The organism is Citrobacter sp. TBCS-14, assembly GCF_005280805.1.
GTDB lineage: Bacteria > Pseudomonadota > Gammaproteobacteria > Enterobacterales > Enterobacteriaceae > Citrobacter > Citrobacter gillenii.
The window spans coordinates 260-520 of sequence record NZ_SZWM01000474.1 but is presented as its reverse complement, the minus strand read 5'-3'; the positions used below and the strand labels follow the sequence as shown (position 1 = coordinate 520).

Annotated in this window: 1 pseudogene; it reads right to left on the bottom strand. The window is 57.5% G+C overall.

Annotated features, from left to right (window positions below):
* Positions 1 to 48: 48 nt before the first annotated feature.
* Positions 49 to 261: pseudogene (locus tag FDX22_RS31325) on the bottom strand (ferredoxin--NADP(+) reductase); the annotation flags it as partial.

Here is a 261-nt window from a genome sequence, read left to right as displayed (position 1 = left end):
GCGCCATCCGGCAAAATGCCCGGGTGTTTACCGGGCATTGAAACGTTCTTACCAGTAGTGCTCTGCGGTCATATGGCCCGGTCGACGGCGCAGGTGTTTGGTCATTTGCCGGGTCTCTTTCAGCAGTTGCTGCGTGTCGCGTACCATTTGCGGGTTACCACAGAGCATCACATGACTGGTTGCTGTATCCATGGGTAGCCCAACAGCAGCTTCCAGCGCGCCGCTCTCAATCAACGCCGGAACTCGCCCGGTTAATGAACC